Below are 14,825 nucleotides of genomic sequence, written 5' to 3'. Positions count from 1 at the left end.
ATAACGTTTATTGTGTTATCACACCCTTAAGCCGGCAATCGCTGCGTACCCGCTAGCTTTTTTCCATCACCGACTGGCGAGGTGTGAGTTTACCAATCACGGGGGAGAGCTCTGACGTGCGAACAGGTCGGCCATCCACCAGGCTTTTAATGCGCTCAACGCACTGAGTGAGCAACTGATCCATTGGCCACGAGATACAGGTCAGCTGTGGATAGAGCTGGGTTGCCAGAGGCGAATCTTCCAGACTCAGCAGCGACACTTCCTGCGGAACGGAAATGCCAAATTCCCGGAACAGACGCATCGCTTCAGCGGCATAGGCATCACGTTTAACCACAATGGCGGAAAACTTGCTCAGGCTGTTGATAAGCGTCAGCAGCGCCTGTTCAACATCTTCATTCGCCGTTAACACCAGCTGGCGATTAAACGGCAAAGAGTAGTTTTGCAGGACGTTGCGATAGCCTTCCACCATCTTTTTACTGTTGTCATCGTGTTCGCTGTCAATCACCAGTGCGATATTGCGATGACCCTTGCCCGTCATGTAACGACAGGCGCTTTCCGTCGCAAAGGCAAAGTCATATCCCTGAGGTTTCGCATCCACCACGGGACGATCGAAGGAGATGACATTCTCTGCGCTACCGGCCGCAACCGGCCCAAAGACTACGACAGCAACGCACTGGCGCTGAAGATCATCAACGGTGACAGCCTGCTCAACAGGATCGTTTACGTACTCTACGATGAGCGTTTTATTCAACGCTTTCATGGCGCGGGAGAGCGCAGGCAGCAAACGTGCTCCGCTGCTTTCATCCTTCGCAGAGAGAACCAGACCAACGTAGCTTGATGACTGACTTGCCAGGTTTTGCGCGGCAAAGCTTGGGCGATAATTAAGCTCTTCTACGGCGCGCAGCACGGCTTCACGGCTCTCTTCGCGCACGCCGCGCGTCCCCGTCAACACGCGTGAGACGGTTGCTCGTGAGACATTGGCTAATCGTGATACATCGTCAATCGTTGGCATAGCATTTTCTGCGTGGTGGGTTTTGGTTATCTTAACATAACCCACCTTAAGAATCTTAGCGCCCCCCACAGGCGGTTTCACGTCTGCGCGGCGTGCAAACCCGGTAGCCACGCCGCGCCACGCACGCCACTGGCGTCGCCGTAACGGGCCGGGACGATACGGGTACGGCAGCTTTCCGAGAAGATGTAGGGCCTGATGGCGGCCGGAAGTTCGTCGTACAGCTGGCTGACATTTGATAACCCACCGCCCAACACAATAACCTGCGGATCAAGAATATTGATCACCGAGGCCAGACTGCGGGCAAAGGCGTCGATAAAGTGGCGCCAGTGGGCCCGCGCGGTCAGGTCTCCCTGTGCCGCCGCTTCAATGATGGCCTGCGCGCTCAGTTCGCTGGGATAACGGCGGGCAAAGCCGGTGCCAGAGATAAAGGTTTCGATACAGTTATGTTTCCCGCAATAGCAGGACTGCGCCGGACCATCCGTCTCGGGGGCATAGCCAGGCAACGGGTTATGTCCCCATTCGCCAGCGATGGCGTTTGGCCCCTGAAGCAGACGCTTATGTACCGCCACGCCACCGCCGCATCCGGTACCGACAATTACGCCAAAGACGGTTTCTGCTTCTGCGCCTGCGCCATCAACCGCTTCAGACAGCGTGAAGCAGTCCGCGTCATTGGCTATCCACACGGGCTGATTGAGCTGCTTTGCTAAATCATGCTTCAGGTCGTGACCGTTGAGCACCAGGCAGTTGCAGTTTTTAATCAGCCCGCTTTGTGGGTCGATGGCCCCCGGCAGGCCAATACCGATACTGAATGGCACTTCACTTACCGCGCGCGCTTCGCCGATAAACGCCAGCAGATGGTGCATAAAGGCGTCATAACTCTCTTTTTGCGTCGGACGACGCTCACGCCAAAGGCATTCGCCCTGAGGCGAAAGCAGGACGGCTTCCATTTTTGTGCCGCCAATATCGAGTCCAAGATAGTGCATACGTTCCTCGAAAAGGAGAGGCCAGCGCCTCTCCTGAATGGTTATGCCTGACGAGTGCGGTACAGTTCGATCAGCTCCGTCACCAGTTCTTTCGCCAGAATTGAGGTCATCAAATGATCCTGAGCGTGCACCATCACCAGCGTCATTTTGGTTTTGCCTTCCCCTTCGTCAGCTTCGATCAGTTGGGTTTGCACCAGATGCGCTTCACGGGCGAAGTGCGCCGCCTCTTTCATTCGCGCGTCGGCTGAAGCAAAGTCACCTTTTTTTGCGAAGCCAAGCGCTTCGTAGCAGAGACTGCGTGACTGACCGGCATTGATAATAATGCCCATAACCTGTTCTTCTAATTCCATCCGTAACCTCTGTGTTTTCACTATCAGGCGGACTGTGCCGCTTCTTCAGATTGTTCAACCGCATTTTCATGCTCTTGTTCCAGCAGCTGCTTCTCGTACGCTTTGAGGAACGGGAAGTACATGGCCGCTGAGGTAACCATGCACAGCAGGCAGAGGATCACCGGGCTAAAGCTCCAGTTGGCCGCCCAGGATGCGCCGATAGGGGCAGGCGTTGTCCACGGTGTCATCGAGACCACGCGACTGACCAGGTCGAAATCAAGGGCAAAGTAGGCGAGGGTGGCATTGACCATCGGAACCAACACGAACGGCAGGAAAAAGAGCGGATTCATGATGATAGGGGCACCGAATAAAATCGGTTCGTTGATATTAAACATCCCCGGTACCACGCCCATACGCCCAATGGTACGCAGATGCACCGCTTTGCTGCGCAGCAGCAGTAACGCCAGCGGCAGCGTGGAGCCGACCCCGCCAATCAGCAGGTAGTGATCCCAGAATCCCTGAACGTAAATGTGCGGGATCGCCTGACCGGCAGCCATTGCTGCCTGGTTAACCGACAAGTTCGCCATCCAGAACGGGTTCATAATTCCGGTGACAATCAGCGCGCCGTGGATGCCCGCAAACCACAGAACCTGACACACCAGCACCGAGAGCAGAATGGCAGGCAGCGTATCGGAGGCGGCAACCAGCGGTTTCACCAGCGACATAATCGCTTCCGGAATAATCATGCCGAGCTGGGCCTCAATGAAGAGGTTGAGCGGGTGCAGAGTGACAACAATTGCCAGCACCGGGATCAGAATTTCGAACGAACGCGCAACGCCCGTAGGCACTTCTGGCGGCAGGCGGATGGTAATATTGTGACGCTTCAGGAAGGCATACAGCTCGGTAGAGTAGATAGCCACCAGAATGGTCGTGAAGATCCCTTGCCCGGAGAAATAGGCGGTAGAAATCTGCCCGTCTTTTAACGGCGCAGCCACCAGCAGAAATGCCATCAGCGACAGCATGCCGGCGGTAAGGGCATCCAGATCGTGATGTTTGGCCAGGCTCGCGGCGATCCCGACTGAAATAAAGATCGTCATGATCCCCATGCTGAAGTTGAACGGCAGCATCAGGGCTTCACGGTGATCCAACGAGAATTGCAGCCATGCCCGGGCGAAACCCCAGGACGTGTCGGGTGAGAAGGGCGGGAAAATAAACACCAGCATAAAGGAACCGACGATCATGAACGGCAGGGCGGTGATAAAGCCGTCACGAATCGAGGTCACATACTTCTGCTGCCCGACGGCGCCTGCCATCGGGGTAATTTTCTGTTCAATGACCTGGATAAGTTTCGCGTACAGAGAGCTCATGGGTTTTCCCTTCGTTATTTGTTATCTATCAGGGAGAGGGCGAAATCGAGAACTGCGCCCCCTTTTTGCATGCCGTAATCCATCATGTTGATAGGCTCAACACGGATCCCGTATTTATCAGCTTGTTTCTGAAGATCGCTTTGCATGTACTTCACCTGCGGTCCAAGCAGCACCACCTGATAGTGACCGACCTGCTCGGCGAATTCGGCCACGCCAAACGCTTTGATCTCCGCTTCCAGGCCACGCTTTTGCGCTTCGTCGACCATTTTTTTCACCAGCAGGCTGGTGGACATCCCGGCAGAACAACACAACATGATTTTTTTCATAACGTCTCCTTTGAACTTATGGCTGGAATATAGTCATCATGGAACAAAACGGAAAGCGCTTTCCATTGGTGGATAAGGTAATTGTGACCGCGATCACCTGAGGGAATCTTTCACTTTGTCCGGATGTGCGAGATCATCGCGGCTATTCACGAACTATTAAGGTCGAGTTATGAACATTCATTTGATGAATGTTGCTGTGGATTTGATTGAGCAACGTCTCACGCCAGCAGCCAATATAATCACCAGAAATCAACATATTACCGCGATGCGGGACGGCTTTTCCCTCGCCATGCCTTTTGTGATTGTGGGAAGCCTGATGGTGCCGCTGCTGTTTCCACCGTTCGCCATTTCAAGTGCATCGCGCCTCGGACACGTCTATCTGCTGCTGCGTCCGATGCTGTTGCCAACCTTTGAGCTGACGCTCGGACTGGTGGCGCTGATTGTCGCGTTTGGTGCCAGCGCCAGTCTGGCCAAGCAGTATCAACTGCCGGAACGGCTGTGTGGGCTCACCGGCTGCCTCTCCTTTTTGCTGTTCATTGGCTTTCGGGATAACGGTGCAACGAATATTTTTCTGGGTGGGATGGGGCTTTTTACTGCGCTCATTTCAAGCGCTTACTCTATTGAAATAATAAGGTTTTTCTACAAAAGAGGGTGGTGCATTCGTCTGCCGGAGGAGGTACCGGTGATGACGCGAAATGGTTTCCAGCTGCTGATGCCGCTGCTGGTGATCATGCTCTCCATTAGCGTAATGAATGCCGTGATGCTGCAGACGACCGGACAAATTTTGCCGCAGCTGATTGGCGAGGCGTTACGCCCGCTTATCGTGGCATCCGATACCCTTACGGCGGTGCTTATCTCCTTGTTTCTGTGTAATCTTTTATGGTTCGTCGGTATTCATGGTGCCCTGATCATTACGGGCATCATGAACCCGTTCTGGCTCACCTATCTGTTTGAAAACCAGCGGGCCCTGGCCGCCGGGGAAGCCGTGCTGCCCCATATTTATCTGCAGGGATTCTGGGATTTTTATCTGCTGATTGGCGGTATCGGCTCTACGCTGCCGCTGGTCTTTATGGCGATGCGAAGCCGATCCCGGCAGTTGAAGAGCGTCGGGAAAATTGGCCTTCTGCCGTCGCTGTTCAACATTAACGAGCCGATATTGTTTGGTTTCCCCGTCATCATGAACCCGGTTTTTTTACTGCCCTTTGTGTTTGTACCGCTGATAAATGCCTGTATAGCCTGGTATTTAACCCAGCTTGGCGTGCTCGACAGAGCCGTCGCCATGCTGCCCTGGTCTATGCCTTCACCGCTGGGCGCAGCCTGGTCGGCGAACGGCAGCTGGAAAAATATGTGCATGTGCCTGTTCGCCTTTTTCAATGCATGGATGCTCTATCGCCCCTTCTTCAAGGTTCATGAACGCCAGTTGATGCAGCTGGAAAAATAATCCCCGCCTCCCTGCTTCTGCCCGTTCCTGATGGGCAGAAGATTATTTCGTGACATTCTTCACAAAAATTTTCTCTTTGATCTTAAATTTGTGATTCAATCCGGCAAACATGGAAAGCGCTTTCCGTTTGTGGATGTACATTTCCAGATTTGATCCTTACATTTCCCCTGCACGTTTAACCGTGAAAATAAAAATTCAAAGGGAACCTATGCAAACGTTAATGAAATCAATACCTCTGTCCTTGATTGCTCTTACTGTCATCAGCGGTTATGCCAGCGCCGATGAGAAATATGATTTCGCTCTCCACGGCTATTTACGCTCGGGTATTCTTGCCAATAGCGATGGCAACCGGGTCGATTCGGTGGGGCTGATGCCTGACGGGAAATGGCGTCTGGGTAACGAAGAAGATACCAAAATTGAGCTGATCCCGACGGTGACGCTGAAGTCGGATTCAGGCGCAGTCGCACGTATTCAGGCCAACCTGACGCACCAGACCAAATGTACCGCCGACTGGAACTGTACTGACGATGACGGCAAAGAGACCCAGTTCCGCGAAGGGTTTGCTGAATTAACGAATCTCAATTTTGCCCCGGACATGACCTTCTGGGCCGGTAAACGCTACAGCAGCTCCAACCTTTCCAGCCACCAGTTCGACTGGGAGTACATTCAGTACAACGGAACCGGGGGCGGGTTCGATAACCTGGACTTAGGCTTTGCGCGCTTTGACGCGGGTGTGTATGCCTTCTCGACCACCGACGAAGCCAAAGCTTATCCGGTAGATCTGGGGGATCAGGGCTATCCGGATGACTATTCGCTTAACCTGTGGTTTAAAAAGATCGGCGGCACCGGGCTCGACGTCGAACTTATCGGCCACCACATGAACCGCAATGAAAACCATCCTACCTCGGCTGAGAAGGGGTACGGCGTGACGGCGCTGTACAACTTTGACAGCTTCTACGGCCTGACCAACGGATACTCCCGCATCGCTTTCCAGTATGGCAAAGGCCTGGCCGCCGCGGATTCGCTGGGTAAAAACGGCTGGGGCTGGGCAAACCTTGACGATACGCAATCCTGGCGCGTCGTGCTGGACAGCATGGCCAACCTGGGTGATGTGGAAGTATCGACCTTTGCGTTTTATCAGAAAGACAAAAACTACCGCTGGTGGACCAACGACGATGACGGCTGGGGACGGTCCATGTGGGTAGCGGGTATCCGTCCGTATCATCAGATAACCAAAAACTTCGCCATGCAATATGAGGTGGGCTACGAATATCTGGATGATAAAAACTACATGGGCGTAAACGGTAAAGGGAAAGGTGGCCTGACCAAGGTGACCATTGCGCCGACCCTGACCTTTGATTCAGGTTTCTGGAGCCGTCCGCAACTGCGCTTCTTTGCCACCTACGCAAAATGGGATAAAGGCGTCTCGGATGCGATGGACAGAAATTACGACTGGAGCACTGGCACCCTGAGTCCGGGGGGATATTCACGTAGCGGCGATACCGATACGCTGAATTTTGGTGTGCAGGCTGAAGTCTGGTTCTGAGGAGAAAAGAGATGGCTTTCCCGATTCGAAAACTGCTTCTCGTCTCCTTACTCTCCGCGCTGGGAAGCGCGGGGGCTCTGGCGGCCGAGCAATCCCATTTTGAACACTTTATTACTCGCGATGGCGCAGCGTTAAAAGATGGCAATCGCGTCTTTCGCTTCGCCGGGATCCACGCCCCGGAGCTGCATCGTATAGAAGATGACGCGCGCGGAACCTGTAAGGCGGATCCGCGCGGCTGGGGGCAATACTTTAGATGGCCGACTGCTGAAGAGCAGGAGAACTGGATCAAAGCGCTGGTGCAAACCGGTGCTAAAGCACAGCGCGTATATGTGCTTTCCGTGCAGCAGGAAAATGATGCCGCCTGCGGACGTGAGACACATATTCTGGCACCGGCAACGCCGGACGGCATGCCGCGGCTGAATGAAACGGCCATGAAAGTGTATGACAACATGATTGCCGAGGCGGATAAGCAGGGGCTGCGCCTGATTCTGCCGTTTATTGACCACTGGTGGTGGTGGGGGGGACGCGAACAGCTGGCCGCGTTTTATCATGAAAAGCCGGAAGATTTTTATCGAACTGACAGTAAAACCTACCGTGCTTATCAGGATGTGATCCGTCAGGTGATTACCCGTACCAACACCATTACGGGACGCCATTACTACGATGAAAAGGCGATCATGGCCTGGGAAACGGGTAATGAGCTGGAAAACACCAACGTTGATTTCCTGCAGAAAACGTCGGCCTGGATCCGCAAGTGGGCGCCCCATCAGTTGATCGTCGATGGTACCTATAAAAAGGTGAATGTTTTCGCGCTCAACGATCCGAACGTCGACATCATCAGTAACCACTATTACACCAACGCCGAGAACAACCACCCCGAGCAGGTTCGTAAAGATCTGGAGGCGATTGGCGGCAAAAAGGTCTATCTGGTGGGCGAATTTGGTCTGCTCGATCAAAAAGACCTTAACACAATCATGCAGGCCATTGTGCATACCGAGGTCAATGGCGCGCAGGCGGCGGGGGGCTTTATCTGGGGCTTCCGTGGTCATCGCCATGATGGTGGTTTTTACTGGCACAAAGAGTTTACCGGGCACTACAGCTACCATCTGCCTGGTTTCCCGGTCGAGGGCAAAGCAAACCAGGAGATGGAGGTCGTCAATCTGGTGCGAACCGCCTCGGCGCAAATGGCGGGGCTGAGCCAGGCGCCGGCCCTGCCGGTCCCGGAAGCACCTAAGCTGCGCGAGAGCAACTCACCGTTTGCCATTAACTGGATGGGATCCCCCGTCGGGCGTTATTACGATGTGGAGAGAGCGACTCAGCCACACGGCCCGTGGACCCGCGTTGGTCAGGATATCTCTGACGGCAAAAATGAGTGGGATCCGGCAAAAATGGATCTCTTCCGTGATGACTATCGCAGCCTGACGCTGGGCCAGACTTACTACTACCGGGTGATCGCAAAGAACGAAAGCGGTCAGTCTGCGCCTTCAAACGTGATTCGCCTTGAGCATACGCAGAAAAACCTGCCGCCGGTCATCACTCTGCAGGATGCGCTCTCTACCACCGTGGATAAAGGCGTTCAGCTCACCGCGGCCTGGCAGGATGACAATCTGCCGGAGCCGAAGGTCAGCGTGGCATGGCATCACGAAGGCAAGGATAACGTCCACTTTTGTGACAGCACCAAAGCGGAAACCCGTGCCTGGTTCTCGGCTCCCGGTGACTATGCGTTGACCTTTACCGCTGACGATGGACTGCTGAAAAGCAGCAAGACGGTAAACGTTAGCGTGAAGGCCGCGGCGGGGCCCGCGCCGGCGGACTACTGTCATTTTGGCGGCGGAACGCTGGACGTCAGCAAGGGGAAACTGAACATCACCAAGAGCGATAAAGATACGTTAGCGATTGGTGAAGACGGTTTCCTTGGTCCTTTTGCCAATGACGGAGACAGCGTGACCTGGCAGGTTAACGCTCCCTGGGACGGTAAGTTTGCCCTGCACGTGAAATTTAACGGCAAATGGGGGAGTAAGAAAAACTCGTTCATTGTGAACGGCGGAACGCCGGTGAGCATTGAATTCCCGCAAACGGATGAGAAAGGCCAGACGATGATCGTACCGGTCACGCTCAGGGCAGGGGACAACACCATTAGCTTTGGCAAGTTCTCTGGCGACTGGGGATATATGTTCATCAAATCAATTGAAGTCACTGCAGAGTAGTTATTTGGCTGCCCTGTTCGGGGCAGCCCTTTTTTTCATTCAGGAGGCGTTATGAACCGGTATCAATTCCCGGAAGGTTTTTTTTGGGGCGCAGCGGCATCAGGTCCGCAGACGGAAGGCATAGCCAATAAGCCGCACCGTTCTGTCTGGGACAGCTGGTTTGCCGAACAACCGGAGCGTTTTTTTCAGCAGATTGGTCCGCAGCACGTTTGTGAAACCTACAGTAAATATAAAGAAGACGTAGCCCTGATGAAGCAAACGGGGTTTAACTCGTTTCGAACCTCTATTCAGTGGTCGCGTCTGATCGATGATTTCAAAACCGGACAGCCAAACCGCGACGCCGTCCGCTTCTATAACGATTATTTCGATGAAATGATTGCCAACGGCATCGAGCCTATCATCAATCTTTACCATTTTGATATGCCCGAGGCGCTGCAAAAAGCATATGGCGGATTTGAGTCATCCTACGTAACCGAGCTTTTTGCCCGCTTCACCCGCACCGCGTTCGAGCTGTTTGGCCATAAGGTGAAATACTGGATAACCTTTAATGAGCCGATCGTGCCGGTGGAAGGCGGTTATTTATATGACTTCCATTATCCGTGTAAAAAAGATGGCAAACTGGCGGCTCAGGTCGCCTTTAATATTATGCTGGCGCACGCCAGGGCGGTGAATGTCTACCGTGAAATGGGCTTGCCGGGTGAGATTGGTGTCGTGCTCAACCTCACGCCTTCTTATACCCGCAGCGACAGCGAGGCCGATAAAAAAGCGGCCTGGTATGCCGACCTGCTGTTTAACCGCAGCTTCCTCGACCCGCTGGTTAAACATGAATTCCCCAAAGAACTGTGCGAAATCTTAACCGCAAACGGCTGCTTACCAGAGGTTTCACGGCAGGATGTGGAGACGATCCTGCAGTCGAGAATTGATTTTCTGGGGGTGAATTATTATGTGCCGAGAAGGGTGAAAGCGCGGGAAAGCGTTTACGCGCTCGATTACTTCACGCCGGAAGTCTATTTCGAAAATTACGTCGATCCTCAGGGACGGTTTAACCCTTATCGCGACAATAACGAGATCCACCCGGAAGCTATCTATGACATTGCCTGCAATATTCGCGATAACTACGGCAACATCAAATGGTATCTGGCGGAAATTGGCATCGCGATGGATCTGCAGTCCGAAGGGCCGGTGCAGGCCGATGGCGTGATAGATGACACCTTCCGTATCGCTCTGATGGAGGAGCATCTGGCTCAGCTGCATCGTGGTATCGCTGACGGCGCCAACTGTTTTGGTGTTCATCAGTGGACCTTCATTGATAACTGGTCCTGGATCAACAGCTTCAAGCGGCGATATGGCTTCTGGCGTCTGGATTTAGCCACCGGGGAGCGACAAATCAAACGTAACGCATTGTGGTTTGCGCAGCTGGCGGCTGAAAATGGCTTCACCCCTGGCGAATGTGAAAAGGATACGCAATGAGTCAGCCTTTTTACCGGATGCGTAACGGCATCAAAAATTACGACTGGGGCAGTCGGGTAGCGCTTAATCATCTTTTTGGCCTGCTCAACCCTGACGATCAACCCCAGGCCGAGGTCTGGATGGGAAGCCACCCCGCAGGCTGCTCGGAGATTGAAACCGATACAGGGTTACGCTCTTTACAGGACCTTATTTCACAGAGGCCGGCAGAGATGTTGGGCGCGTGCGCGGGAGAAACTGCGGGGCAGTTGCCTTACCTGCTGAAGTTGCTGTCAGCGGAGCGCGCACTGTCGCTGCAGGTACATCCCAATAAGCTTCAGGCAGAAGACGGGTTCGCCCGTCAGGGCAACCTGCCCGGAGAGGATTACACCGATGCGAACCATAAGCCCGAGCTGGTTTTTGCCCTGACGCCTTTTATGGCCATGAACGGCTTCCGGCCGTATCAGGAGATTGCTAATCACTTTTTGCGCCTGGATGCCCCGGCCCTGACGTCCGCGCTGTCGCTGTTTCGCAACAACCTGCATGCTGAAGGGCTTAAGGCCTTTTTTACGCGTCTGATGGCGCTTGAGCCGACGGAAAAAGAGGGCGTGCTGACGTGTCTGGAAGCGCGACTTGCATGCGGGGTGTTTGCTCCGGTAGCGCCCTTTATCGAACGGCTACTGCGAGACTACCCGGGGGACATCGGGGCTCTGGCCCCGCTGTATCTGCACTGCATTACGCTTGCGCCGGGTGAGGCGATGTTCCTGCGCGCCGGTACGCTACATGCTTATGTGAATGGTACGGCAGTTGAGGTCATGGCCAGTTCTGACAACGTGCTGCGGGCGGGCTTAACCCCCAAGAACATCAATGTGGCAGAATTGGTGCGCTGTACGGTGTTTGACGAAACCCCAGCCGACCGCCTCAGGATGCATCCGCAGCGGGAAGAGGGGATGCAGCAATACCCGATCCCGGTAACGGATTTTCGCTTTAGCGTCATTGAACATTGCGAGCAGCAAAACATCCGGACAGACCGTGCGCAAATTCTGCTGGTGCTGAAGGGGAGTGCCACGCTCAGCCACGCCGAGGGTGCCACCATGACGCTGAACGCCGGTCAGTCCGCGTTCATCCCGGCGGTCACAACCTTATGGACGTTGACTCAGCGCGGGCAGTCTTGCCTGGTAAGCTGATGACGTAAGGCTTTCACTGCCGTGTGCAGGCAGTATGTCGGGTATAAAAAAGGCTGCTTATCGCAGCCTTTTTACATTTAGTTTTTCGGGAAGATCCACACGTGCTTTTCAGGCAGCGAAAGGTGGCAGTGCAGCGGGTCCCGGGCCTCGTGACCATAGGCGCGAATGACAAAATCATCCCCCGGCGTGCGGAACAGGTATTCCCAACGGTCACCGAGATACATGCTGGTCAGTAACGGGAGCGCCAGCTGGTTTTCCCCCGGCCCCTCGACCACCGCCACGCGCTCGACGCGGATCACCGCGGTGGCGTCTTCACCGCTTCGTACCCCTTCACCGGCCTGGCCCCACAGCACCCAGCCTTTGCCTTCGATACGCGCTTTGCCGTCGCGTACTTCCGTTACCTTGCCGTGCAGGCGATTATTGCTGCCCATAAACTCAGCGGTAAACAGCGTTTTCGGCGAGCCGTACATCTCCTGCGGTGTGCCCTGTTGCTCGATTTTACCGTTGTTAAGCAGCAGGATACGGTCGGAAATCGACATCGCCTCATTCTGGTCGTGCGTTACCATCAGCGCGGATAAGCCCAGCTTGATAATCAGCTCACGCAGGAATACGCGAGCCTCTTCGCGCAGCTTGGCGTCGAGGTTAGAGAGCGGTTCATCCAGTAAGATGACCGGCGGGTTGTAGACCAGCGCCCGGCCAATTGCCACGCGCTGCTGTTGTCCACCGGAGAGCTGGTGCGGGTGGCGTTTGCCCAGATGGCCCAGCCCGAGCTGGTCCAGCACGTCCTGTACGCGCTGCTGGATCTCTTTGGCCGGAACCTTGCGCAGCTTGAGCGGATAGGCCACGTTTTCAAAAACGGTTTTGTGCGGCCACAGCGCATACGACTGAAACACCAGGCCCAGGTTACGCTCTTCCGCCGGGATCTCACTGCGCGGCGTGCCGTCATAGACTTTGTTTTTGCCAATGATAATCGAGCCCTGAGTCGGTTTTTCCAGGCCCGCCACCGCACGCAGCAGGGTGGTTTTCCCGCTGCCGGATGGCCCCAGCAGGGAGACCACTTCGCCGCGGTTGAGGTTCATGGAGACCCCTTTTAAAACAGGATTGTCACCGTAGGTCAGGTGCAGATCGTTAACCGCTAATTCAATCATGTATTTTGACTCCGAAACGAAGGGCAATGCCCAGACCTACCACCACCAGCAGGATGTTAATAAAAGAGAGCGCCGCCACAATATCAATGGCTCCCGCGGCCCAGAGGGATACCAGCATCGAGCCGATGGTTTCCGTGCCGGGTGAAAGCAGGTACACACCCGTTGAATATTCGCGTTCAAAAATCAGGAACATCAGCAGCCACGAACCGATAAGGCCGTAGCGGGAGAGTGGGATCGTGACATGGCGGGTGATCTGGCCACGTGTAGCCCCCGTACTGCGGGCGGCCTCTTCAAGCTCCGGCGCGACCTGCAGCAGGGTGGACGAGATGAGTCTCAGCCCGTATGCCATCCAGACCACCGTATAGGCCAGCCAGACGCTGAAAATGGTGCTGCGCAGCGAACGTAGCCAGACAATCAGGTTTTCACGCATCCAGTCGCTCCAGGCGAACCCGGAAAGCCAGCCCGATTTCAGCGAGTTATCCAGCCACATTGGCAGGAACAGGAACACCCAGAGAAAGGCCAGACCCGCGAGCAGGCCAGGCACGGCGCGCGGCACCAGGACGCTGTAATCCAGGAAACGCGTGGTATTGTCCGGTTTGCGGTGCATGGCGATACCGACAAACAGGTAGCACGCCACGGCCAGCGCGCCGCCAATGACCCCAATGGACATGGAGTTGACGATGGCACGTAGCAGGTTCGGCTGCGCCCATATCGTGCGAAAAGTACTGAGGGAAAGCTCGTCCCACAGCGAAACGCCCACGCCCCAGTTTGAGATAAACGCGCGCAATACCACGCCGAGCAGGGGAACGCCGATCGTGACGGTGAGCCAGAAGGCGACCACCGCGCCCGCCACCCAGCGCCATTTACCCAGAGGTAAGGCCCGGGCCTGGGACGCTTTGCCTTTCATGGTCACGAAACGGTTGGCGGTGCGCATCAGGCGACGCTGCAGCATGACCAGCGGAATGGTGATACAGATAAGCACCACCGCAACCGCCGCCATCAGGTGGTAGGAAGGGGTACCAAGCTTGTTGGTCAGCTGGTACAGGTAGGTTGCCAGCACCATGTTGCCTTCCGGATCGCCGAGGACCAGCATCAGACCAAACACTTCAAGACCGAGGAAGAACAGCAGAACGATGGCGTACAAAATGGACGGTCGCACCATCGGCAGGCTGACCGAGGTCATCACCTGTAACGGCGACGCACCCGCGGTACGTGCGGCCTCTTCCACATCGGAACCGACGCTTCGCAGCGCGGACGAAATATAGAGATAGGCATGCGGAACATGCGTCAGGCCAGCAATGACCACGATGCTCGACATGTCGTAGATATTCCACGGTACGAAACCAATCAGCGCCTGCGCCCAGAGGGATAAAAAGCCCACCGGACCGGCGGCCACCACGTAGCCGAATCCCAGCACCATTGGCGACACGAAAACCGGCACGAGGATCAGCGGTTCAATCAGGCGGCGGCCGGGCAGGTCGGTACGCACCATCAGAAAGGCCAGCACGCCCCCTAACGGAATGGCGATGATGACCAGCCCGAAAGCGAGAATAAAACCGCTTTTCAGCGCCTTATAGAAATCAGGGTCGGTGAAGATAAAACCAAATGATTCAAGGCTCCACTCTTTTGCCGGTGAAAAGAACGGGGCGGACAAGAAGCTCTGTATCACGATAAACGACAGCGGCGTGTAGATAACCAGGGCGGTTATCAACACGACAATACCGCGCGGCAGGCTTTGCCACTTTCTGCGAAATGTATTCATGGGGTATCCCTGGTGTTGCAGCCCAGCAAAACGAACTCAGGTAACAGGAGCGCGACGGCCCGCGTCGCGCT

The 14,825-nt window shown here is 55.0% G+C and carries 12 protein-coding genes; 5 read left to right on the top strand and 7 right to left on the bottom strand.

From position 1 onward, the window contains the following. Nucleotides 1-52 precede the first annotated feature (52 nt). The 5 genes from AAIR21_RS14170 to AAIR21_RS14150 all read right to left on the bottom strand — a co-directional run bounded on the left by AAIR21_RS14170 (nucleotide 53) and on the right by AAIR21_RS14150 (nucleotide 4,017). Nucleotides 53-1,012 (bottom strand): LacI family DNA-binding transcriptional regulator, encoded by a 960-nt coding sequence (locus AAIR21_RS14170; protein ID WP_025203317.1) that lies wholly within the window; start codon nucleotides 1,010-1,012, stop codon nucleotides 53-55. A gap of 77 nt (nucleotides 1,013-1,089) precedes the next feature. Continuing rightward, the gene (locus tag AAIR21_RS14165; RefSeq protein ID WP_106503468.1) at nucleotides 1,090-1,995 is read right to left on the bottom strand and encodes an ROK family protein; all 906 of its coding nucleotides are present in this window, start codon (nucleotides 1,993-1,995) and stop codon (nucleotides 1,090-1,092) included. 41 nt (nucleotides 1,996-2,036) lie between these two features. After that, a complete protein-coding gene (locus tag AAIR21_RS14160) occupies nucleotides 2,037-2,366 on the bottom strand; it encodes a PTS lactose/cellobiose transporter subunit IIA (protein ID WP_074148033.1) in 330 nt (109 codons plus the stop codon). Between the two features lie 2 nt (nucleotides 2,367-2,368). Then, nucleotides 2,369-3,691: a PTS sugar transporter subunit IIC gene (locus AAIR21_RS14155; RefSeq protein ID WP_434681306.1), complete on the bottom strand. Its 1,323-nt coding sequence runs from the start codon at nucleotides 3,689-3,691 to the stop codon at nucleotides 2,369-2,371. A 14-nt stretch (nucleotides 3,692-3,705) separates the two neighbouring features. Beyond that, nucleotides 3,706-4,017, bottom strand: coding sequence for a PTS sugar transporter subunit IIB (locus AAIR21_RS14150; RefSeq protein WP_014171497.1), 312 nt, complete (start codon nucleotides 4,015-4,017; stop codon nucleotides 3,706-3,708). 169 nt (nucleotides 4,018-4,186) lie between these two features. Here AAIR21_RS14150 and AAIR21_RS14145 point away from each other — a divergent pair, with 169 nt between their 5' ends. The 5 genes from AAIR21_RS14145 to manA all read left to right on the top strand — a co-directional run bounded on the left by AAIR21_RS14145 (nucleotide 4,187) and on the right by manA (nucleotide 11,844). After that, entirely contained in the window at nucleotides 4,187-5,458 is a 1,272-nt protein-coding gene (locus AAIR21_RS14145) for a PTS sugar transporter subunit IIC (RefSeq protein ID WP_020883745.1), read from the top strand. A gap of 208 nt (nucleotides 5,459-5,666) precedes the next feature. Next, on the top strand, nucleotides 5,667-7,004 hold the full coding sequence (locus AAIR21_RS14140) for a maltoporin (protein WP_078774202.1): 1,338 nt from the start codon (nucleotides 5,667-5,669) through the stop codon (nucleotides 7,002-7,004). A gap of 11 nt (nucleotides 7,005-7,015) precedes the next feature. Continuing rightward, nucleotides 7,016-9,211, top strand: a complete 2,196-nt coding sequence (locus AAIR21_RS14135) for a CBM35 domain-containing protein (RefSeq protein WP_410397710.1) — start codon at nucleotides 7,016-7,018, stop codon at nucleotides 9,209-9,211. Between the two features lie 51 nt (nucleotides 9,212-9,262). Then, on the top strand, nucleotides 9,263-10,681 hold the full coding sequence (locus AAIR21_RS14130) for a glycoside hydrolase family 1 protein (RefSeq protein ID WP_183516692.1): 1,419 nt from the start codon (nucleotides 9,263-9,265) through the stop codon (nucleotides 10,679-10,681). After that, nucleotides 10,678-11,844, top strand: coding sequence for a mannose-6-phosphate isomerase, class I (gene manA / locus AAIR21_RS14125; RefSeq protein ID WP_183516691.1), 1,167 nt, complete (start codon nucleotides 10,678-10,680; stop codon nucleotides 11,842-11,844). Before AAIR21_RS14130 ends, manA begins: the two co-directional genes overlap by 4 nt. Nucleotides 11,845-11,921: 77 nt before the next feature. Here the strand turns inward: manA and AAIR21_RS14120 are convergent, their stop codons facing one another. Continuing rightward, nucleotides 11,922-12,992, bottom strand: coding sequence for an ABC transporter ATP-binding protein (locus AAIR21_RS14120; RefSeq protein WP_020883751.1), 1,071 nt, complete (start codon nucleotides 12,990-12,992; stop codon nucleotides 11,922-11,924). Further along, nucleotides 12,985-14,754, bottom strand: coding sequence for an ABC transporter permease (locus AAIR21_RS14115; RefSeq protein WP_014171489.1), 1,770 nt, complete (start codon nucleotides 14,752-14,754; stop codon nucleotides 12,985-12,987). The genes AAIR21_RS14120 and AAIR21_RS14115 overlap by 8 nt, the downstream gene beginning before the upstream one ends. Between the last annotated feature and the right edge of the window lie 71 nt (nucleotides 14,755-14,825).

It is taken from the genome of Enterobacter sp. PTB, assembly GCF_051130085.1.
Classification (GTDB): Bacteria; Pseudomonadota; Gammaproteobacteria; order Enterobacterales; family Enterobacteriaceae; genus Enterobacter; species Enterobacter ludwigii.
Note: the sequence above shows the minus strand (reverse complement) of the source record. Positions and strands in the feature narration are given on the sequence as shown.